Raw genomic sequence first — 18,988 nt, 5'->3', positions numbered from 1 at the left:
GCCTGACGGATCGGACCGGTTTTTCCAGTCCCGCTCGGGCGCGGCCTGACAAGGCACCTGCTCAAAGGTACTGCGCCGCAGTCAACGCGCGCGCGCCCGGAAGGCGGGTTTCGATGAGGCGGGCATAGACCGACGCGCCAACCGGCAGGATCGTGTCATCAAACATGAAGGCCGCACTGTGCAAAGGCACATTGCCCGCATGACCGAGACGACAATAAGCCCCCGGAACGACCTTTAGCATATCGGCAAAATTTTCGGAAACGGTTGCAAGTTCAGTGCTTTGCGATGCAAAGCTATCGCCTACGATCTCTGCGGCGGCCGCAACATAGGCGCTTGAAAGCTCGGGGTCGTTTCGCAGAACGTCAAAGACGTTGCGCACCTCCAGCGAGATATCGACACCATACGACTGCGACATCCCCCCGCAAAGCTCGCGCAGGCGGCTTTCGGCCATCTCGATCACATCATCATGGAAATAGCGGATCGTGCCCGAGATGCTCGCCACATCCGGCACCACGTTATAGGCAGAGCCGGCGTTGAACATGGTCACCGACAGCAAAATCGGCCGGGTCGGCGGGGTGTTGCGGCTTGCGATGGATTGCAATTGCTGGACAAGGGCAGTGCCGATCACGATCGGGTCTTTCGACTGGTGTGGCATGGCTGCATGGCTGCCGGTGCCGTTGACTGTGATGTCGAAAAACGAGGCCCCCCCCATGGCCGGGCCCGGGGTGACGCTGACGACACCGGGCGCAGAATCGGGATCGTTGTGCATCCCGTAGATTTCGTCACAGGGAAACCTGTCAAACAGCCCCTCTTCAATCATCCGGCGCGCGCCGCCAAGCCCCTCTTCGGCGGGCTGAAAGATCAAGACCACGCTGCCGTCAAAATCGCGAGTCTGCGCCAGATAGCGCGCACCGCCAAGCAACATGGTGGTGTGCCCGTCATGGCCACAGGCGTGCATCCGCCCCGGATTGCCCGACGCAAAAGGCACGCCCGACGCTTCCTCGATCGGCAGCGCATCCATATCAGCGCGCAGGCCGACGCGGCGGTTGCCACCACCCTGCCCCTTGATCAGGCCAACAACACCGGTGCCGCCAAGGCCTTCATGCACCTCGTCGACGCCGTAGTCCCGCAGCTTCTGCGCCACGATGCCGGCGGTGCGGTGCTCTGCAAAGCCAAGTTCGGGGTGGGCGTGAAAATCCTGCCGGAGTGCGGTCAGATCGGCAGCGAAGGCCTGGATTTGGGGGATAACGGGCATGGGTTGGGTCCTTCAAAGGTCGCGGCTTGGCAAGCGGCAGGTCGCTCGCGCTGGCCTTGCATGTCCTGACAGCCAGGCCCAGCCTTGCAAACAGCAGCCAAACGAGCGCTCGCTCATGTTGACCGTAGCACAGGGGTTTACGCTGACAAGGCCGTGACGCGGATCACGCGCCCCCTATGATATTATAGAAACCTGTTGCGTATCGTGCTTTGCGGGGCAAGTTTCAAACGAGACCGGGAAATTCCTCAACTATGGTGCGCAACGAATTGATATAATGGGATAAATGGAAGTGTCGAAAAACCTGTGGGCGCATGACGCAACGGCGATGGCAGAGTTGGTACAAACCGGCGGCGCCACCGGCGAAGCCCTGATGCGCGCCTGTCTTGAGCGGATATCCGAACGTAATCCGTCGATCGAGGCCTGGGAATTCCTTGACCCCGACATGGCGCTCGCGGCGGCCCGTGCCCGCGACGCCACCCCCGGCAAAGGCCCGCTGCATGGCGTGCCGGTGGCGATCAAGGACATCATCGATACCGCGACGATGCCAACCGGCTATGGCTCTTCGATCTACAGCGGTCATCGCCCCGGCCTAGACGCAAGCTGTGTCAGCGCGCTGCGCGCGGCCGGGGCCGTCATCATGGGCAAGACCGTGACAACCGAATTCGCGACCTTCCGACCCGGCAAGACCCGCAACCCCCACAATCGCGAGCGCACGCCCGGCGGATCCTCCAGCGGCTCTGCGGCGGCGGTGGCCTCAGGCATGGCCCCGATCGCGCTTGGCACGCAGACCGTCGGCTCGGTCATCCGCCCGGCGGCCTTTTGCGGGACGGTCGGTTTCAAGGCGACGCAAGGCCTGCTTGACCTCACAGGGGTGAAACCGCTGGCCTCTGCGCTCGATTCCCTTGGCTGTTTCACCCGGTCGGTGCGCGATGCCGCTCTGTGGTTTTCGGTTTTGTCCCGGCAAACCCCCGCCCCGCGGCGCAATCGCCGGCCGAAGGTGGCCCTGGTGCGCAGCGCGCAATGGCACGCGGCAAACCCCGAAAGCCGCAGGGCGGTCGAGGCCGCGGTTGCAACTCTTGGACAGGCGGGCATTGTGGTGTCAGAGCCGGTCCTGCCCGAGGCCTTCAGCGCCCTGGTCGAGTGTCAGAACATCGTCTTTTCACGGGCGCATGCGTTGCGCTTGCGCAAGAATGGACAGAGCACCGCGATGCCTTGTCGCCCCAACTTGTCGAGGTGCTTGCCTATGGAGAGAGCATCTCTCAGGGCGCCCTCGCCGAGGCGGAGGCGACCGCCGCCGCGTGTCGCCGGGCGCTCAAAGATCTGTTTCAAGAGGTCGATGTCATTCTGACACCCGCCGCGCCCGGCGAGCCCCCCCCCCTGGCCTTACGGCCACGGGCGATCCGATGTTCAACCGGACATGGACGCTGATGCTTGGCCCCTGCGCCACATTGCCAAGCGCGACAGGCCCGGGCGGGCTTCCTGTGGGGGTCCAGTTTGTCGGCCCGCGCAATGGCGACGCGGCGTTTCTGGCGGATGTCGCCGTGATCGCCGAACGACTTGGACTTGGCGCCGGGGTGTTGCCGGTCTGAGATCACCGCTCTGCGAGGATTGCCTCGACATGGGTCTGCACATCGAATGCGGCCTGAAACCCCGGCAGAACATGGGGCTTGCCCTCAAGCATCATCACCAGCTCGTCCAGGGCGAGCGCATGGCGCACATCTGTTGCTCGCCCCCCGAAAGCGTGCCCGCCTTTTGTGCCTCGCGCTCTTTGAGGCGGGGAAATATCTCGAAAACCTGTTCCAGCGTTTGCGAGCGTGCCGCCTTTGCCTTGGGGTGCAGCGATCCGAGTTCCAGGTTTTCGAGCACCGTCATTGACGGGAAAAGCTTGCGCCCCTCCGGCACCAGGATCACCCCGGCATCAACCCGACGACCGGGCGAGAGCTGATCTATGCGTTCGCCCGCAAGCCGGATCTCGCCTTGCCAACAGGGCAAAATCCCGGCCACCGCGCGCATGGTCGTGGTCTTGCCCGCGCCGTTCGCACCGACCACGGCCCCGATCATGCCGTCGTCGACCTTAAGGCTTAGACCATGAAGAATCGGCACATCGCCATACCCTGTGTGAACGCCGTCAATCTCCAGCATGCTCATGATGCGTGCTCTCCTCCGGGCTCTGCGACAAAACTTTCGCCGAGATAGGCTTCCATGACTCTCGGATCGCTGGTGATGGATTTTGGTGAGCCCTCGGCGATGGCCTCGCCATGGTGCAGTACGTAAATCCGGTCGGACAGGTTCATGATGACCTGCATCACATGCTCGACGATCACCATCGTGACACCGGCCTCGCGCACCCGGCCGAGCACCTCGATCATGCCCGTCACCTCGGAGGGGGTCAGCCCCGCCATGACCTCGTCAAGCAGCATCAGCTTGGGCTCGGTCGCCAGTGCCTTGGCAAGTTCCACACGCTTGCGCCCCGCCACGGTAAGTTCGCGGCCCAGCTTTTCGGCCTGCGCGCCAAGGCCGACCAGCTCCATCACTTCACGGGCCTTTTTGTTGGCGGTGGCCGCATCGCGGTGATGATTGAACGCCCCCACCAGAATGTTGTCGGTCACGGTCATTTCCGGGAAAGGTTTGACGATCTGAAAGGTGCGCGTCATGCCGCGCTTGCAGATATCGGATGGCTTGTGGCCGACGATGCTATCACCAAGAAAGCGCACATCGCCCTCGTCCGGCTTCATGAAACCCGAGATCACGTTGAAAAAGGTCGTCTTTCCAGCGCCATTCGGCCCGATCAATCCGACGATCTCGCCCTGCTGCACGTTGAAATCCACGGCGTTGACAGCCGTCAAACCGCCGAACCTCTTGGTCACCTTTCTGGCCTCGAACAAGCTCATGAGTCACCCTTCTTATCGGATTTGGCAAAGCTCTTCCGCTTTCTGGTCAACCAGGGCAAGACGCCGCCCGGCATGCCCAGAACCACGGCAATCAGAAGAACACCGTAAAGCAGCACCGCAAGCCCGCCGCCGCCGCCGCCCGCCAGATAAGCGAGATAGCCGGAGAATTTCTCGGCGAGGCCGACATCGCTCTGGATAAGGGTCGTCAGGGATATGCCGGTGCCACCGCCCTCAAAGATCACGCGGGTCGCTTCGCCGACCGAGATCAGGATAAAGGCCCCGACGATGGGGCCCATGATCGTGCCCGCGCCGCCGATCACCGTGCCAAGCAGGATCTCGACCGAAACCCGGCCGACGACCATGTCATCGGGCACGATATACTGGGTGTATTGCGCATAGAACGTGCCGCCAAGCCCGGCGAGTGCCGCAGACAGCGCAATCGCCTGGATCTTGCAGCGTTTGGTGGGCACCCCCACGGCCTCCGCGGCATCCTCGTCTTGCCGGATAGCATGCAGGTAATAGCCGAACCGCGAGCGCGCCACCCAGGCCACCAGCGCGATCGAGCACAGCATCATGACCAGAGCGATATAGTAATAGGGCTCTTTGCCATTGAACTGAAAATCCCAGAACCCGGCATCGCGCGAATAAGGCAAAAGGATGCCATTGGCCGCGCCTACGAAATTCCAATGCAGCAGAATGAGACGGGTGATTTCAGCAAAGGCGACCGTCACCAGCGTAAAGAACGGTCCTCGTAGACCATAATGAAAGCTGATCAGGCCAAGCCCTGCCCCGATCATCGCCGTAAAGCCGGCGGCCACGAACATGCCAAGCCAGGGCGACAGCCCGAGGTGGATGTAGCAGATCGTCGAGGTATAGGCGCCGATCCCGAAAAAGGCGGCATGACCAATCGACAACTGCCCTGCAAAGCCGCCGATGATGTTCCAGCTTTGGCTCATGAAGGCGAAAAAGAACATAAGGATGAAAACGTGCAACAGGGCCGAACCGGAAAGACCGCTCGGCATGACTGCAGTGACAAAGTCAGAGTCGGTGAACAGGGGCAGAACGATAAGACCTGCAAGAACGACAAGGTAGAACCAGTGATCCCTCAAACGTATCATCTCAAGACCCCTTTCCGCCGAACAGACCCTGAGGCCGGAAAAGCAGTACCAGAATGAAAAGAACGTAGACGGCAAGATCCTTCAGCGACGGCGAGGGCATGGCAAGCGCGCCGACGCTCTCTACGACACCCACGATAAGGGCGCCGGCAACAGCCCCCGGAATTTTGCCAGGCCACCAAGAACCACGATGACAAAGGCCACCAGGGTAAACTTGGGGCCGACCAGCGGCGCAACATAGAAAAACGGTCTCATCGCGATGCCCGCGATGGCCACACAGGCAATGCCGAGGCCAAAGGCGACCTTGTACATCCGGTTGAGGTCGATGCCGACAGCCTGCGCGCCTTCGTGCTCTTCCGCGCAGGCCCGCAAGGCCTTGCCGGTGTCGGTGCCCTGAAGAAACGCCCAGAGCGCGCCGCACATGCCGACCGAAATCACAAACGCCGCCAGTTTGGTGTAACTGACGCGCGTGCCGAACAATTCAAAGGTCGAGGAACCGTAATCAAGCTGCAGGCTCTGGAAATCCGCAGAGAACAGGAACTGGGCCAGCGCCTGCATGAACAGCGAAAGGCCAAGGGTAAGAAGGATCTGGATGGCGTGACTTTTCCCGACCACCGGCCGGATCAGCGTGCCGTGAACCAGCCAGCCCACCGCAAAAAACACAGGCAACGCGATCGGAATGATGAAGTAGGGATCAATGGCCAGCAAGGCCGAGGCAAAAAACGCCGAATACATCCCGAACATCAGGAACTCGCCATGCGCGAAATTGATGATATCCATGACACCGAAAATCAACGTCAGGCCGACGGCCACAAGTGCATAGACTCCCCCAATCAACAATCCGCTGATCAGGGCCTGAATATAGACCTCATACATGAAGGTTCCCCACCGTTGCTAAGACCAGGATTAGCCGTGACGCGCCCTTTGGCGGGCGCGTCTTTCTTCTGTATGATCAGTCAGGTCGTATTAGCGGTCACTCCAGGCCGGCACGGGCCAGACCGGGGTTTGCGCAGCCACATCCGCAGGCCAGACCGTCTGATGCTTGCCGTCGATGATCTGAAGCACGATAAGTTGTGCCTCGGGCGACTGGCCACTTTCACCAAAGCGAATACAGTCATAGGGCAGGATATTCGCCTCGCCGCAAATCTTGGTCTCGGCAATGGCGTCACGCAGGGCGTCGCGATCAGTGGACCCGGTCCGCTCCAGAGCGTCGCGCAGCACCATGGTTGACATGTACGTCTCGGCCGCGTGGCCGTTCATGGGAACGCCGAACTTCTCTTCAAAGCGTTGTGACACTTCTGACACGCCGGTTTTGGAGAGATCGGTGTTCCACTCACCAACCGTGAAGGTCAGGTCGGCATCGTCCCCGAGGTTCGAGATATAGGCCGGATCGATATGGCCCGCAGATGTCCCCACAATCGGAATATTCACGCCCAGCTCTTTCATGGTCTTGGTGACCAGAACAGCATCGTTGATGTACGACACCATGAGCAGCGCATCCGGATTCAAATGCTTGATCTGCGCGATGGTCGACGTCATGTCCGGCGTATCCTTGCCGTAGGAAATATCCGCCAGGACCTCAAGGCCAAACTCCTTGGCGGCAGCGACCTGACCTTCCGCCGTCGAGGTTCCGAAAAGCGTATCCTCATGCAAAAGCACAACGGATTTGGCGGGCGACCCTGCGGCCGTCGAGGCGTCAATCACAAAGCGGATCTGATCGCGCGCATACCAGGACGCAAGCGGTGACACCTTGAAGGTGTATTTGAAACCGCGCCCCTCGGTGATCGAGTCGGCAATCGCGACCGGGTCAATGAACGGGACGCCCAGGCGCTCGGACATCTGGGTGGTCGGAAAGGTCACGCCCGACTGATAGGCGCCCATGATCGCAACGACACCGCGTTGGGCAAGCTTCTCGACTTCGGAAATCCCGACATTTGGGTTGCCCTACGTGTCACCGTCGATCATGACAAGCTTTGCGCCGCCAAGCGACTTGATCCCGCCGGCGGCGTTGATTTCCTCGATCGCAAGTTCGTGCCAACGGCGGTTGTTGATGCCGATGGGGGCAACCGAGCCGGACAGTGGCAACAGAATTCCGACCGGAATATCATCCGCAGCCACCGCTTTCTGGGGCAAGGTGAATGCACTCGCGACACCAAGCACGGCTGCGGCGAATACCGTTCTCTTCATGTATTGTCTGATGTCTTCCTCCACTGTTGATTGCGCTTGCCACGTCTATCGTTCCAAATGGTACGATCCTCGAAAATTTATCAACCGTCAAGTAAGCTTAACAGATTCCATCACCCTGCAAGCGCTCGCGCGCGCCGTTGGACAGTTTCAACACTATCTCATGCAGCATGGCCCGCTCAGCCGACGAGAGCGGTTCTATCAACGCGGCACGCCGGTCCTTGGCCGAGGTCAACAGCGTATTGAACAGTTCTTGCCCCTGATCTGACATCTTCAGGTTGTTGCGTCGCCGGTCGTCCTTGTCCCGCGTCATCTCGATCAGACTTTTGGAAAGAAGTCTTTTCACCCCGCGACTTATGGAATTCTTAGGCAGGCCGGTCAGTTCCGAGACCTCTTGAGCAATGAGCGGCCCCAGATGATGCAGACAGTAGAGCGTCACGAATTCCGGCCGCGTGATCTGATGCTCTGCCTCAAAGCGCGCATAAAGCGGAAAAAGGAATATGTTGGAGAGATAGAACGCGCCCCACATCTCTTCCAGCGCGTTGCCGGCAAGCAGCGTCATCAATCGTTTCTCGAGCGGCGCGGCCTCGGCTTTAAAATCCTGATCCGGAGAAGAACGCATCTGAGAAACCACATGATTCGTTAAAGAGTACCAAATGGTACTAAAAACACCGATAAAGTCGAGTTAAACCAACGCTTACCCCGAACAGCCGTGGCGGGGCATGGCTCATCCGGGTCCAGACACAGTTGGACGCTTCGGTCGATACCGGCAGGCTGGACCGGTTCAGCGCAACAAGGCGTCGACCCCGCTCCGGTCCAGGCCGCAAGCGTCAAAATGCTCGATCACCTTGTCGAGTTTCGTGAAAACGTCCTCATAGCCAAGTGCGTTTCCCTCAGGATCGACATAGGTATACCCGCCGGTGACGTGAAACAGCGTCACCATTTCCTCAACCCCCTCGGGCACGACCAATGTGTGGGTTTCTCCCGGTGGTTCAAAGGCATAGTCGCCGGGCCGGGCCACCCAGTCATGCTCCAGGTAATGCCACTCCCCGCGCAGCGTAAAGGCATGGACAGGGCCGGAATGACGATGGCGTGACAGGATTCCGGATTTGCGGACCTTGAGCAGATTGACGTAGTAACCGGCCGACACATTCAGCAGCAATGGCCGAAACCAGACGTTCTCGGCCTGCGGAATCCAGCTCTCTGGATTTGCGTCAATTTCCAATGCGCCACCAACAAGCACATCCGCGATCATCGCGGTCGGCTGCGGCTTTTGATAGGGCACGGCGCGCATGTCGATGGTCTTGTTCATTGTCATCCTCCGATGCGGTCTGCGTAAGACTTTGAATGAAAGTCGTGCGCGATATCCGGTTTTGGCTGCATGAAAGCACTTTTGATCGCCCGCTTCCAGCGCCTTTGCCCACCTCTCCGGTTAAAGGCGGGTCACCTCGACCAAGGCGGTGTGCGCACTGCACCCCTGCCCCAGCCGCGAAGTGCCGACATCGAGGGTCAAGACATTGGGATTACCATGCGGATCAATGTTGAGGCCGGGATCGCCAAACCAGGCTCCGGTCGGCAAGGATACCACACCCGGCCCGATATCATCCGAGACCACAGCGCGCGCCCGGCATGCGCCGCGCGCATTAAAGACGCGCACAAGGTCGCCGCTTTGGATGCCGCGCTGTGAGGCGGCGTCGGGATGGATCACGATCTCGACCGGTCGCGCGCCCGCAACATCCGCAAGCGCGCTTTCCATCTGGCTGTGCAACTTGTCGCCCGGTTGCGGCGACACGAGATGCAGCGGAAAGGCCGCGCTTGCCGTACCAAGCCACTCCTCTGGCGGAAGCCATACCGGGTGGCCGGGACAATCGTCATATCCGAAACCTGCAATCGTTTGGGAAAAGATTTCGATCTTGCCGGATGGCGTTGTCAGTGGCGCGCCGTCAGGGTCTTCGCGAAACGGCGCGAATAGCGTTCGGTTCGGCCCCTCAATTTGGATAGGCAAACGGACCCAGTTGCGCTTTTTCAGGGTTTCAAGGTCGGGGATGTCCACGCCCTGCCTCGCGGCACTGTGCCGATAGTCGGCGTAAAGATGCTCGATCCACTCTTGCGCCCTGCGCCCTTCGGTATAAGCATCCTCGCACCCGATGCGGCAGGCCAGCCCTGTGAAGATGTCATAATCATCCCGTGCCTCGCCCACGGGCGGGATCATCTGTGGCATGTAAAACAGATAGTCATCAAGGGTCGTGCGCCCGATATCTTCGCGCTCATAGGGGGTTGTCGCAGGAAACACGATATCGGCGCGCTTGGCCGTCGCTGTCCACCACGGCTCGTTGACGATGATCGTCTCGGGCTTTTGCCAGGCCTCGTGCAGACTGTTGAGGTCTTGATGATGGTGGAACGGATTGCCGCCCGCCCAATAGATCAGCCTGATATCCGGGTAAGGCGCGCGCTTGCCGTTGAAATCGTAAGGCAGTCCGGGATTGCGCAGCATGTCCCCGATCCGCGCGACCGGAATCACCGTTCGGACCGGATTTTGATGTTGCGACAACGTCATGCCCTTGAGCCCGACCAGGGATTTACCGACTCCGCCAATAGCACCGTAGCCATAGCCGACCCCGCCCCCCGGCAGCCCGATCTGGCCCAGCATTGCGGCCAGCACGGCGGACATCCAATAGGGCTGTTCGCCGTGCTGGCCGCGTTGCAGCGACCATGCCACGGTTATCAGTGTGCGGGTGCGCGCCATGCGCCGCGCCAGGCTGCGGATTGCCTCTGCGTCAACGCCGCAGAGCGGGCTTGCCCAGTCCGGCGTTTTGGGTTGACCATCAACCTGCCCCATCAGGTAGGGGCGAAACCGCTCGAACCCGACCGTGCAGCGCGACAGGAACTTCGTGTCGGTAAGGCCCTCGTCCTCAAGTACATAGGCCAGGGCCAGCATCAACGCGGTGTCTGATGCGGGCCGCAGCGCAAGCCAGTCGCACCCTGTCGGCGCATCCGTGCGCTGCGGCCCGATATTGATGCAACGCATGCCCTTTTGGACAAACCGGTCGAACCACCCCGCCGTTTCGTGTTCGGTGATACCGCCCATGCTCACTTGGGCGTTCTTTGGATTGATCCCGCCAAACATGACCAGTGTTTCGGTGTGCTCGCAGATCGTTTCCCAGCTGTCCTGATGGTCATAGACAAGGTTGAGAAAGTTTACGCCAAAGACATGCGGCATGATCGCCTGGGCACAGCCGGTGGAATAGCTTCCAAACGAGGCAACATAGCCGCCGATCGTATTCAAGAAGCGGTGGACCTGACTTTGCGCATGGTGAAAGCGCCCGGCAGAGCTCCACCCGTAGGAGCCGCCAAAGATCGCTTCGTTGCCATGGGTTTTGCGCACCCGTTCGATTTCGGTCGCCGCGATATCAAGCGCCTCGTCCCAGGGCAGGTCGACAAAGGTGTCAGTCCCCCGCCCCTTGCGGTCGCGCCCCTCAAGCCAGCCGCGCCGGATCGCGGGACGCAGGACACGGGTATGGTGGTGAACCGCTGCGGGCAGGATGTCGGGAATCGTCGTGGGATGGGGATCCTGCGAGAACGGGCGGGTCGCAACAATGCGATTGCCCTCGACATCGACCTCGAACGCCCCCCAGTGGCTTGACGTCACGCCCGTCTTTTTTGTGAACCCCTCGGCCATCGGACCCTCTCGTATGATGTTTCAGCCCTCCAGCTAGGTGAAGCATAAGTCATCAAGCCACGAAAGTGCAGAATTTCAAGAGAGGAACCGCACGCCCGCCCCGTTCCCGGGCTAAAAGCGGTTGCGCGGTTCAGATTCCAGTCGTTCAAGCGCTAAAATCCCGTGACATCGCGATCTTGATCAATGCATCTTTGCAAAACCCGCCCGCGCGGCGATGCGCAGACCAAGGTCATCGGCGGGATGGGTCTTGTCAGAGATAAACGGCCTTGAGGCGGCCAGGTTGGTTTCGTAGCCTTGCTGAATGACGAAACGCTCCCCTTTTAGGTATTTCAAACCCAGCCCCGAGATCATTCGCTTAGCAGTGATGCTGTATGTTCGTTTCCCTCTGTCACTTCGCAATGTCGAGGATCTGCTCAACGAACGCGGCATCGATGTCAGCCATGAATCTGTGAGATATTGGTGGCATCGGTTCGGTCCGATGTTTGCTTCCGAGATCCGAAAGCGGCGGATTGCCGCAATGAAATCCAGCCGATGGCGCTGGCATCTGGACGAAATGTTCGTGAAGATCAACGGTGAGAGACACTATTTTTGGCGGGCGGTCGACCACGAGGGCGAGATCCTGGATAGCTATGTGACCAAGCGACGCGACAAGAAGGCTGCTTTAAAATTCCTAAAGAAAGCAATGCGTAAACACGGTCGACCTGAGGTTATCATCACGGACCGGCTGCATTCGTACGGAGCGGCGCTGAAGGAGATCGGTGCGTCTGGCAGGCAGGAAACAGGTCGCTGGCTGAACAATAGGGCAGAGAACTCTCACTTGCCGTTTCGACGACGAGAGAGGGCGATGCTATGTTTCAGGCGCATGCAAAGTTTGCAGAAATTCGCCGCCGTTCACGCCTCGATTTACAACCTGTTCAATTCGGAAAGAAGTCTCACCGCACGATCCAATTTCAAGCTCAACCGGGCCGCCGCTCTGACCGAGTGGCGCGGTCTTTGTGCGGTATAAAGGACAGCGTTACTGCCCTTGCATGGACTGGTTCGAATTGGTCTGACGAGCACCTCGTCGCGCGCTTCCATCAGTTCGTTGACCAGGGCTGCGGCGGTGGTGAAGGTGACGGTCAGCCCTTTCTGGCAGGCGGCAAGCCCCAAGCCGAGGGCGACATGGGTTTTGCCAGTGCCGCTTGGGCCGAGGGCGATCACGTTCTCGCGCCAATTCTGGCTTTGAACGACGGTTGAAAAAGAGATGGAGCTGCCATCGATCAAACCCAAGCACGCCTTCCGACACATGCTGGCGCGCCACGCTGCGAATACGTCCACATCTGTTGCCGAGTTCGTCGCCAATTCGCAAAACCTTGGCCATACCGATGTTCTGACCACCCTGCGCAGCTACGACCAGATCAGCAGAGAACGCCAGAGGGAGTTGATCACAGGGCGGAAGCCTGATGAATGAAGAGACACGCCCAGACGTGTTCAGAAAGCAGAAGGGGTACGATCCTTGCCCGTGGGAACACGCGTGGGAACGTGAACGAAAGTATCTTGCTTTATTGTTTAATATCAAACGTTTGGTCGTCGTTTGTGGCGGTGATGTCAGACAGATGAGAACTCGTCTCTACAAGAGCCGTGAAGCTGCCCCTTATGCCACACAGAGCGCGCGCCACTCGGCGAGAACAGCGGCTCGGTTGGCCTTTAAATTGCCTCTACTGTAAAGCGCGCACTCCAGATTGAAATGATTGCAGACGGTGGAATGAACGGCGTTGCACTTCATTTCCGCGCCATAGGATCAGAGTTTGTCGGCCACCAGTATATTAGGGCGGTCGTGCCGATTCATCGATTTTTTGAGGAATTTCAATGCCGCTTTCTTGTCGCGTCGCTTGGTCACGTCGCTTTGCAGGATATCGCCGTCGCGGTCAACGGCCCGCCAAAGGTAGTGCATTTCTCCGTTGATCTTCACGAACATCTCGTCCAGATGCCAACGCCACCTGATCGATTTCATCCCGGCGACCCGTATTTTCGGCTCCCGGATGCGAACATCTGGCTGAACCGATGCCTCCAATATCTCACAGCGTCATAGCTGACTTCGATGCCGCGTTCATGCAACAAATTCTCGACATTGCGAAGTGATAGTTGAAACCGGACGTACAACATCACAGCCAGGCGAATGATCCCGGGGCTCGTTTTGAAATGCCTAAAAAGGAGCATTTCGTCATTATAGCAAGGTTACGAAGCCACCCCGCCCGCCTCAAGGCCGTTTTCTCGGACAAGACCGACTAATTCTTGTACAGTGGTTCAGTGCAACGGGGAATTCTGCGACTCCAGAACACTTGCACAGCCGATGGTCGGCACAACTATGAAAGATTTGAGATGACGGCCAAGAAAAATGCCGTGTTTACCACTGGCAGCATCATGCGTCACGTGTCGGTGTCATCTTTCACGGCTAGCATCGGCCTGATGGCGATCTATGCGGTCGATCTGATCGACCTGATATTCATTTCGATGCTCGGGTACGAGGAGATGGCCGCCGCAGCTGGCTATGCCAGCGCGCTCATGTTCTTTACCAGCGCTATCAATATCGGCCTATCAGTAGCTGCAGGTGTCTTGGTATCTCGGTCAATCGGTGAGGACGACGAGCAAGAGGCCCGTGAATATGCCACAAGCACGGCGATGTTTGTTGTGTTTACCGGGCTCGCTATACCATTTGTTTTATTGTTGAATATTCAATTTTTTGTAGGACTTCTCGGGGCTACGGGTGAGGTGGCCGAACTGGCCGCAACCTATCTTTGGATAGTCGTCCCATTTACGTGGGTATCGGGACTGTCCATGGTCGCGGTAACGGCGCTACGTTGTTATGGTGAGAACAGGCTGGCGATGTACCCATCGCTTTTGGGGGCGGTGACCAACGCCGTACTTGACCCTATCTTGATCTTCGGTTTGGACATGGGCCTGCAGGGTGCTGCCTGGGCAACGGTTGCAGCAAGGTTCGTTACGCTCGGCTTTGCATTTTATCCGGCGTTGCGCCGGCACAAGGCTTTTGTTTACCCACGAGCAAGGTTGCTCTGGCGAGATTTTCAGACGGTTTCACACTTCGCCGTTAGGGCTGTATTAGCTACCGTGGCCACGCCAATCGGCACCGCGATAGTTACCCGTGAAATGTCGAAATTTGGCCCTGAGGCAGTCGCCGGCATGGCGGTGATCGGAAGGATGACCCCGGTTGCATTCTCAGTAATTTGGGCACTCTCGGGCACCATCGGGCCGATCATCGGCCAGAATTTTGGCGCAGGCAATATGGATAGGGTCAAAAGAGCTTATGTCGACGCTCTTAAGTTTGTTGCGATCTATGTGATGTCCATCACCATGTTATTGCTGGTTTTCCGTGGCCAGATCGCCGAGTTGTTCGGTGCCGAGAACTTAACGAAATCACTGATTTTCCTCTACTGTTTTCCGGTGGCACTTTCATCGTTCTTCAGTGGCGCGATATTCGTCGCCAGCGCCTCGTTTAATACGCTGGGCCGCCCATCTTATTCGACGTGGCTGGGTTGGGGGCAGAACACGCTAGGCACTTGGCCCTTTGTGGTCACTGGCGGTATGTTGATGGGGGCGCATGGGGTTCTGATCGGACAGGCACTTGGAAGCGTCGTCTTTGCATCAATCGCGATTTGGATGGGCTGGCGGTTGATCAACAACCCACCGCAAGACAACATATTGCATCGCCATCATCACCCCCTGTTTGGCCACGGCAGCCTTATCGCGTATACTCTAAACAAGCACGCGGGAGACAAATGATCCTCACCAAGAGGCGAAAACCCTGTCGCCAAATCTCCCTTGTTGCGCTCGTTTAGCGCAGGAGTCGAGCAGGATATGCAATTGAAAAAACGCCAATTTCTTTCTGACATTAGGTCTCGTGCAAAGCTGGTCTCTATAGCAGGTAAAAGCTTGAAACATGCCTGCTCACCGATGTGAAACTCTTTTGTTAACTCGTCCTCGACCTGTATAATCCCTGACGGAAGCGGCAACAGCACTGCAATGCCTTACCCACTTCATGAATTGGATCCTGGCTCGATGGGCTCATTAGGAAAAAAAGCCAATGGAACTAATCACCGCGCACCACATCATTGAGGCCGTTGGCTGGCTCGCTGTCCTGTTGAAAATAGCCACCTTCTCAATGCATTCAATGATCCGGCTGCGGATGCTCGCACTGGTGTCGTCTGTCTGCTTCATCATCTATAGCGGCGCGCTTCAGATCTGGCCGCTTCTGGCGATTGAAATCTTCTTGCTATCCATGAACGCCTTTCGCCTCTACCAAATCATCGCACTGCGCAGATTGGTGACAGATTTGACGGATGACTCGGAACCTGATTTCTCCGCCGCTATGACCTACGGCAAAAAAAGTGCCATCAAGGCGGGCGATGTCATTTTCAATAAGGGCGATCCGGTGGACAGCCTTTATTACTTGGCTGAGGGTCGCGTTGAAGTCGAGGATCAGCATGTATATGTGGACGCGGGGAAGATTTTCGGCGAGATGGCTTTCTTTAACAGCAATGCCGCGCGGTCGGCGACGGTTCGTTGCCTGGAGGATACGATTGTCTATGAACTCAACGAGAAACGCTTTACGCGATTGCAATATGAAGACCCCGAATTCGCCATGGCCGTGATGCGCTTGGTCACCAGGCGGCTCGTGGAGAACGCCGCGCACCCGCAGGAGGCTAAGCCCACTTAATGTCGGGTGGAGAGCCCATACCCAGGCAAGGCGTTTCCGCTTTGCAATAGAGACGTGAGAGTGGCAGGGCTGACATCCCTGTCCAACACGCGATGTCCTGTCATGCCGCATGCTTGGCAGCCGATCCGGAAATATCCTACGGGGCGGCGAATGGCCCGAGATAGCTGGTACGGTGATCACCTTGGAAGACATGGCAATAGAGTTGCGCCACCCATTGTTTGCCATCCATTGTCTGCTCCAAATGCCGAAACGCCGTATCCGTCCGGTGTCGGCCCGGTTTCAGGCCTTTTCGGGCTGCCAGTTCCACGGCATGAGTTCGTCGATGCGATTGATCTTGTGATCAGGCAGGCGCTGGAGGACCCATGTGAGCCACGCTTCGGGGTCGACCTCTTTCATCTTGGCGGTCTCGATGCGGGTGGCAGCCACAAGAGCGCTCGCAATCGTCGGGCCAACGCCGGGGATTTCCATCAGACGCTGCATGTCAGCATCAGCACGCGCATGACCCCTGATCTCGGCGTCAAGCACCGACACCCGATCGTTGATCACGACCAATTCGTCAGCCATCTCCGAAAGGATCCCAATCATGCTCGGTGAAAGGTCGCTGCTGTTTTCCGAAACCAACTGGGCAAGAGCTCGCTGGAAAACATGACGACCAGTTCCGATGCGAACACCCCGTTCCATCAGAAAACCGCGTGCCTGATTGATCAGGCGGGTGCAATTGTGGATCAACCGCTCCCTCGCACGATGCAGAGCTTGCAGATCAAGCTGCTCGGCAGTCTTCACCGCGACGAATGACATGGTCGGACGGGTCGCCGCTTCGGCAATGGCTTCCATGGCTACCAGACATGGTGGTAACCCGGCCAGGAATTCCAACAGCCGAAAGCGCTGGATACGTTTACGCAAAACCACCGCCCCGCTCTCGTCTAACCCGGCCAAACTGCAAACAGGCTTGCCAAGATCGATGCCTAGAGCGTCGCAGTCTTTCTCTGAATCGGCAGGGGATTCCCAAGTTGTGCTTTTTGTGATTCAGAATCCACACTGGTGAAGGAGGCCAGCATGGATGACGAAACCGTATTCAGACGACCTTCGGGAGCGTGTTGTCGCAGCGATGCAATCCGGGGCGAGTTGCCGTAGCGTTGCCGCGCAGTTCGGGGTCGCGCCGTCGAGCGTGGTGAAATGGACGCAGCGTTCGGCGCAGACCGGGTCGGTGAGCCCCGCGCAGATGGGTGGCTATCGTCGGCCCATTCTTGAACCGCACCGGGACTGGCTGCTGAAACAGGCGCAGTCCCGTCCGCACATCACGCTGGCGATGCTGCAAGAGATGCTGGCGAGGCGCGGGATCGCGGTGAGCCACGACACCGTCTGGCGGTTCCTGCGCGGCTGTGGGTTCAGTTTCAAAAAAAGACAATGGTCGCCGATGAGCGTGAACGTCCCGATGTGAAGCGTCGTCGCGACAGGTGGCAGCGCCATCAGGGAGGTATTGATCCGACACGGCTGGTCTTCATTGATGAAACCTGGGTGAAGACAAACATGGCCCCGCTGCGGGGCTGGGCACCCAAAGGCGAACGCTTGCCCGGGGCGGCGCCCTTCGGGCATTGGAACACGTCTACCTTCATCGCCGCCCTGCGCCATGACCGCATCGATGCGCCCTGGGTGTTCGACGGTCCCGTGAATGGCAACATCTTCCGAACCTATGTCGAACGGGTTCTGGTCCCCACCCTCAGACCCGGCGATGTTGTGGTGATGGACAACCTCGGCAGCCACAAGAGCCAGGCGGTGCGGCAGGCGATCCGCTCGACCGGTGCCCACCTTCTGTTCTTGCCGCCCTACAGCCCGCATCTGAATCCGATCGAACAGGCCTTCGCAAAGCTCAAACACTGGATGCGCACCGCGGCACCCCGATCGCGGGACACGCTCTGGCGCTCCGTCGGAACTATCCTCAACCGCTTAACCCCCGACGAGTGCGCCAACTACCTTAAGAACGCAGGTTATGCTTCCGTGTAAACCTGAAACGCTCTAATACTGCGATGTCCATCGGAATGCTCCTTCTTCTCCACCATTCCTCGCAACAATAGCTGCGTCTCGGTGGGAAGGCAGTTCATCCCATTAGCTCAATCCCGTCAGAGCGGCGACACCGGACGGATAAATCATAATCATATGCTCTGCATTTGCTAAAGTGCGCCGGAATTTCTCAGACGCTCCAATAGCATGCGCGTGCTACCACTCAAAAAAGAGGCGCACTTAGATTTCCGCCCCGAAAAGTTTTGGAGATAAGTCTTGGCAAGGCGATCTTCGCAACTCGTGCTGAAATAAGTTCCTCCAACTCAAGCAACTGGAAGCGTGACCGAAATATCGTCGTCAATTGCCAACGTCGCCAGCACATTACTAGACCCATCGACGAACTCGTAAACGTCAAAATCGTTAACACCGTCATTGACGGATTCACTAAACGACCATGTTCCGGCTGGGTCACCCGCCAAATTCACGGTGTCACTACCGTCTCCGTAGATCGTCGCGCTCTCTGCTGCACTCTTTCCCAGAAGTTGCTCCAACAGGGTGTCGGATTTGGAGGAAAGATCAATTATATCCATAAAAGTAACATTGAGTGCTTCACTGGATGTATTTTCCAAATCAATTGCCTCGATGTCGCTGCCTTTTAATGTAGGAAGCAGATCGGAGCCGACGTTGCTGCCGGTAGCCACAACCAAAACGTCGCGTCCAACATCACCGCTATATACATCCTCTGAACCACCCCACTCCAGACGGTCATCGCCCTGACCGCCATTGAGCGAGTCCACCCCGGCCCCACCTGCAAGAGAGTCGTCGCCTGAGCCACCCTCTAGCGTATCATTCCCCTGGCCTCCGAAAATCGTGTCTTCACCCGCCGCACCTTTTATTAGGTCATTACCGCCCAAGCCATTTATTTGGTCTGCACTGGCTCCGCCCAGCAATCGATCATCCCCTTCGGTGCCGTTCACGATATCAGGATCGTCCTTACCCGCGTTTTCGTTCACCGGGGTCACGGTGATTGTCACCGTGGCCGTATCGCTGCCGCCCTCGCCGTCCGAGACCGTGTAGCTGATCGTGTCGGTGCCGTTGAAGTCGGCATCCGGGGAATAGCTCAGCGTGCCATCCGCATTGATCAGCACC

The 18,988-nt window shown here is 58.3% G+C and carries 18 protein-coding genes and 4 pseudogenes; 7 read left to right on the top strand and 15 right to left on the bottom strand.

The window, feature by feature from the left end:
* Positions 1-61 precede the first annotated feature (61 nt).
* Positions 62-1,255 carry an amidohydrolase gene (locus BUB78_RS12235; RefSeq protein ID WP_073198381.1) on the bottom strand — a complete coding sequence of 398 codons (1,194 nt, stop codon included), beginning with the start codon at positions 1,253-1,255 and terminating at the stop codon, positions 62-64.
* A 283-nt stretch (positions 1,256-1,538) separates the two neighbouring features.
* On the opposite strand from BUB78_RS12235, the gene BUB78_RS12230 reads away from it, so the two are divergent.
* Entirely contained in the window at positions 1,539-2,603 is a 1,065-nt protein-coding gene (locus BUB78_RS12230; RefSeq protein WP_073198380.1) for an amidase, read from the top strand.
* Between the two features lie 55 nt (positions 2,604-2,658).
* Positions 2,659-2,844, top strand: a complete 186-nt coding sequence (locus BUB78_RS12225; RefSeq protein ID WP_073198379.1) for a hypothetical protein — start codon at positions 2,659-2,661, stop codon at positions 2,842-2,844.
* A 94-nt stretch (positions 2,845-2,938) separates the two neighbouring features.
* Here BUB78_RS12225 and BUB78_RS12220 read toward each other — a convergent pair whose 3' ends face one another.
* From BUB78_RS12220 to BUB78_RS20715, 10 genes and pseudogenes are all read right to left on the bottom strand, one after another.
* Positions 2,939-3,403, bottom strand: coding sequence for an ABC transporter ATP-binding protein (locus BUB78_RS12220; protein ID WP_084732854.1), 465 nt, complete (start codon positions 3,401-3,403; stop codon positions 2,939-2,941).
* Positions 3,400-4,146, bottom strand: a complete 747-nt coding sequence (locus BUB78_RS12215; RefSeq protein ID WP_073198377.1) for an ABC transporter ATP-binding protein — start codon at positions 4,144-4,146, stop codon at positions 3,400-3,402. Before BUB78_RS12215 ends, BUB78_RS12220 begins: the two co-directional genes overlap by 4 nt.
* Positions 4,143-5,264, bottom strand: coding sequence for a branched-chain amino acid ABC transporter permease (locus BUB78_RS12210; protein ID WP_073198376.1), 1,122 nt, complete (start codon positions 5,262-5,264; stop codon positions 4,143-4,145). Before BUB78_RS12210 ends, BUB78_RS12215 begins: the two co-directional genes overlap by 4 nt.
* A 120-nt stretch (positions 5,265-5,384) precedes the next feature.
* Positions 5,385-6,137 carry a branched-chain amino acid ABC transporter permease gene (locus BUB78_RS12205; protein WP_084732853.1) on the bottom strand — a complete coding sequence of 251 codons (753 nt, stop codon included), beginning with the start codon at positions 6,135-6,137 and terminating at the stop codon, positions 5,385-5,387.
* Between the two features lie 90 nt (positions 6,138-6,227).
* Positions 6,228-7,193, bottom strand: a pseudogene (locus BUB78_RS12200) (ABC transporter substrate-binding protein); the annotation flags it as partial.
* 12 nt (positions 7,194-7,205) lie between these two features.
* Positions 7,206-7,448 (bottom strand): transporter substrate-binding protein, encoded by a 243-nt coding sequence (locus BUB78_RS20120; protein WP_139279333.1) that lies wholly within the window; start codon positions 7,446-7,448, stop codon positions 7,206-7,208.
* A gap of 97 nt (positions 7,449-7,545) precedes the next feature.
* Positions 7,546-8,007, bottom strand: coding sequence for a MarR family winged helix-turn-helix transcriptional regulator (locus BUB78_RS12195; protein WP_170865067.1), 462 nt, complete (start codon positions 8,005-8,007; stop codon positions 7,546-7,548).
* A 222-nt stretch (positions 8,008-8,229) separates the two neighbouring features.
* The gene (locus BUB78_RS12190) at positions 8,230-8,757 is read right to left on the bottom strand and encodes a 2,4'-dihydroxyacetophenone dioxygenase family protein (protein ID WP_073198374.1); all 528 of its coding nucleotides are present in this window, start codon (positions 8,755-8,757) and stop codon (positions 8,230-8,232) included.
* Between the two features lie 120 nt (positions 8,758-8,877).
* Positions 8,878-11,124 (bottom strand): molybdopterin-dependent oxidoreductase, encoded by a 2,247-nt coding sequence (locus BUB78_RS12185; RefSeq protein WP_073198373.1) that lies wholly within the window; start codon positions 11,122-11,124, stop codon positions 8,878-8,880.
* A gap of 180 nt (positions 11,125-11,304) precedes the next feature.
* The gene (locus BUB78_RS20715; protein WP_170865065.1) at positions 11,305-11,475 is read right to left on the bottom strand and encodes a hypothetical protein; all 171 of its coding nucleotides are present in this window, start codon (positions 11,473-11,475) and stop codon (positions 11,305-11,307) included.
* Between BUB78_RS20715 and BUB78_RS12180 the strand changes: the two genes are divergently transcribed.
* Entirely contained in the window at positions 11,426-12,130 is a 705-nt protein-coding gene (locus BUB78_RS12180; RefSeq protein WP_073198372.1) for an IS6 family transposase, read from the top strand. The genes BUB78_RS20715 and BUB78_RS12180 overlap by 50 nt on opposite strands.
* Before the next feature lie 53 nt (positions 12,131-12,183).
* Here the strand turns inward: BUB78_RS12180 and BUB78_RS12175 are convergent.
* A pseudogene (locus BUB78_RS12175) lies at positions 12,184-12,333 on the bottom strand (ATP-binding protein); the annotation flags it as partial.
* 34 nt (positions 12,334-12,367) lie between these two features.
* Here BUB78_RS12175 and BUB78_RS20710 point away from each other — a divergent pair.
* Positions 12,368-12,574 (top strand): hypothetical protein, encoded by a 207-nt coding sequence (locus tag BUB78_RS20710; RefSeq protein ID WP_170865064.1) that lies wholly within the window; start codon positions 12,368-12,370, stop codon positions 12,572-12,574.
* Positions 12,575-12,757: 183 nt separating this feature from the next.
* Here BUB78_RS20710 and BUB78_RS20115 read toward each other — a convergent pair.
* A pseudogene (locus BUB78_RS20115) lies at positions 12,758-13,323 on the bottom strand (IS6 family transposase).
* Between the two features lie 162 nt (positions 13,324-13,485).
* Between BUB78_RS20115 and BUB78_RS12165 the strand changes: the two are divergent.
* Both BUB78_RS12165 and BUB78_RS12160 read left to right on the top strand, forming a co-directional pair.
* The gene (locus BUB78_RS12165) at positions 13,486-14,904 is read left to right on the top strand and encodes an MATE family efflux transporter (protein ID WP_073198371.1); all 1,419 of its coding nucleotides are present in this window, start codon (positions 13,486-13,488) and stop codon (positions 14,902-14,904) included.
* A 301-nt stretch (positions 14,905-15,205) separates the two neighbouring features.
* Positions 15,206-15,838 (top strand): cyclic nucleotide-binding domain-containing protein, encoded by a 633-nt coding sequence (locus BUB78_RS12160; RefSeq protein WP_073198370.1) that lies wholly within the window; start codon positions 15,206-15,208, stop codon positions 15,836-15,838.
* Positions 15,839-16,117: 279 nt separating this feature from the next.
* Here the strand turns inward: BUB78_RS12160 and BUB78_RS21560 are convergent.
* Positions 16,118-16,273, bottom strand: a pseudogene (locus BUB78_RS21560) (transposase domain-containing protein); the annotation flags it as partial.
* Between the two features lie 625 nt (positions 16,274-16,898).
* On the opposite strand from BUB78_RS21560, the gene BUB78_RS20110 reads away from it, so the two are divergent.
* A protein-coding gene (locus tag BUB78_RS20110) for an IS630 family transposase (protein WP_139279330.1) occupies positions 16,899-17,842 on the top strand; the annotation gives its coding sequence in 2 pieces (ribosomal slippage) (positions 16,899-17,234 and positions 17,237-17,842; 942 coding nt in all).
* A gap of 320 nt (positions 17,843-18,162) precedes the next feature.
* Here BUB78_RS20110 and BUB78_RS12140 read toward each other — a convergent pair.
* Positions 18,163-18,988: calcium-binding protein (locus BUB78_RS12140; RefSeq protein WP_170865066.1), on the bottom strand; the 826-nt coding region annotated here is incomplete at its 5' end.

Source organism: Roseovarius marisflavi, from assembly GCF_900142625.1.
Lineage (GTDB): Bacteria > Pseudomonadota > Alphaproteobacteria > Rhodobacterales > Rhodobacteraceae > Roseovarius > Roseovarius marisflavi.
Note: the sequence above shows the minus strand (reverse complement) of the source record. Positions and strands in the feature narration are given on the sequence as shown.

Coding starts and splice junctions, on each gene's coding strand:
- BUB78_RS12205 (WP_084732853.1), bottom strand. CDS start 6,137: ATGTATGAGGTCTATATTCAGGCCCTGATCAGCGGATTGTTGATTGGG.
- BUB78_RS12165 (WP_073198371.1), top strand. CDS start 13,486: ATGACGGCCAAGAAAAATGCCGTGTTTACCACTGGCAGCATCATGCGT.
- BUB78_RS12215 (WP_073198377.1), bottom strand. CDS start 4,146: ATGAGCTTGTTCGAGGCCAGAAAGGTGACCAAGAGGTTCGGCGGTTTG.
- BUB78_RS12190 (WP_073198374.1), bottom strand. CDS start 8,757: ATGAACAAGACCATCGACATGCGCGCCGTGCCCTATCAAAAGCCGCAG.
- BUB78_RS12210 (WP_073198376.1), bottom strand. CDS start 5,264: ATGATACGTTTGAGGGATCACTGGTTCTACCTTGTCGTTCTTGCAGGT.
- BUB78_RS20120 (WP_139279333.1), bottom strand. CDS start 7,448: ATGAAGAGAACGGTATTCGCCGCAGCCGTGCTTGGTGTCGCGAGTGCA.
- BUB78_RS12220 (WP_084732854.1), bottom strand. CDS start 3,403: ATGAGCATGCTGGAGATTGACGGCGTTCACACAGGGTATGGCGATGTG.
- BUB78_RS20715 (WP_170865065.1), bottom strand. CDS start 11,475: ATGATCTCGGGGCTGGGTTTGAAATACCTAAAAGGGGAGCGTTTCGTC.
- BUB78_RS12180 (WP_073198372.1), top strand. CDS start 11,426: ATGACGAAACGCTCCCCTTTTAGGTATTTCAAACCCAGCCCCGAGATC.
- BUB78_RS12185 (WP_073198373.1), bottom strand. CDS start 11,124: ATGGCCGAGGGGTTCACAAAAAAGACGGGCGTGACGTCAAGCCACTGG.
- BUB78_RS12225 (WP_073198379.1), top strand. CDS start 2,659: ATGTTCAACCGGACATGGACGCTGATGCTTGGCCCCTGCGCCACATTG.
- BUB78_RS20710 (WP_170865064.1), top strand. CDS start 12,368: ATGGAGCTGCCATCGATCAAACCCAAGCACGCCTTCCGACACATGCTG.
- BUB78_RS12195 (WP_170865067.1), bottom strand. CDS start 8,007: ATGACGCTGCTTGCCGGCAACGCGCTGGAAGAGATGTGGGGCGCGTTC.
- BUB78_RS12160 (WP_073198370.1), top strand. CDS start 15,206: ATGGAACTAATCACCGCGCACCACATCATTGAGGCCGTTGGCTGGCTC.
- BUB78_RS12230 (WP_073198380.1), top strand. CDS start 1,539: ATGGAAGTGTCGAAAAACCTGTGGGCGCATGACGCAACGGCGATGGCA.
- BUB78_RS12235 (WP_073198381.1), bottom strand. CDS start 1,255: ATGCCCGTTATCCCCCAAATCCAGGCCTTCGCTGCCGATCTGACCGCA.